The sequence below is a fragment of the Pantoea sp. Morm genome (assembly GCF_016643525.1).
GTDB classification, from domain to species: domain Bacteria; phylum Pseudomonadota; class Gammaproteobacteria; order Enterobacterales; family Enterobacteriaceae; genus Pantoea; species Pantoea dispersa.
Genome location: NZ_VOQX01000262.1, coordinates 1 through 942, shown reverse-complemented (window position 1 = coordinate 942; position 942 = coordinate 1). Strand labels below are relative to the sequence as shown.

General features: G+C 60.1%; 1 protein-coding gene. It reads left to right on the top strand.

Features of this window, described 5'->3' with window-relative positions:
- On the top strand, nt 1-942 hold a 942-nt coding region (locus FT726_RS27420; RefSeq protein ID WP_346303860.1), incomplete at both ends, for an ABC transporter ATP-binding protein.

Below are 942 nucleotides of genomic sequence, written 5' to 3'. Positions count from 1 at the left end.
CTATGTGCTGCGGCAGAGCCTCAATTTCTTCCAGAACGATTTTGCCGGCCGTATCGCCCAGCGCATCATGCAAACCGGTAACTCGCTGCGTGACTCGGCGGTCCAGCTGGTGGATGCCATCTGGCACGTGGTGATTTACGCCGTGACCTCACTGGTGCTGTTCGCGGAAGCTGACTGGCGCCTGATGATTCCGCTGATCGTCTGGATTGGGGCGTACAGCCTGTCGCTGCGCTTCTTTGTGCCGCGCGTTAAGCAGCGCTCGGTGGTGTCATCCGAGGCGCGCTCGAAGCTGATGGGCACCATCGTTGACGGTTATACCAACATCGCCACCCTGAAACTGTTTGCCCATAACGATCTGGAAAAACGCTATGCGCGCGACGCCATTCAGGAGCAGACCGACAAAACCCAGCACGCCAGCCGCATGGTGACCAGCATGGATATCACGCTGTCGACGCTCAATGGCCTGCTGATTGTCAGCACCTCCGGCCTCGCGCTGTGGCTGTGGAGCCAGTCGCTGATCAGCGTAGGCGCCATCGCGCTGGCCACCGGGCTGGTGATTCGCCTGGTGAACATGTCCGGCTGGATCATGTGGGTGGTGAACGGCATCTTCGAAAACATCGGCATGGTGCAGGATGGCCTGAACACCATTGCGCAACCGCTCAGCGTGCAGGATGCGCCGCAGGCGAAAAAGCTGCAGGTGACGCGCGGCCAGATCCGCTTTGAGGATGTGCGCTTTGACTACGGCGGCGGCCGCCAGGTGATTAACCGCCTGAATCTCAATATCAAGCCTGGCGAGAAAATCGGTCTGATTGGCCCGTCCGGCGCCGGTAAATCGACCCTCGTGAACCTGCTGCTGCGGCTGTATGACATCAACGGCGGGCGCATCCTGATTGATGATCAGGACATCGCGCAGGTCACGCAGGCGAGCCTGCGCAGTCAGAT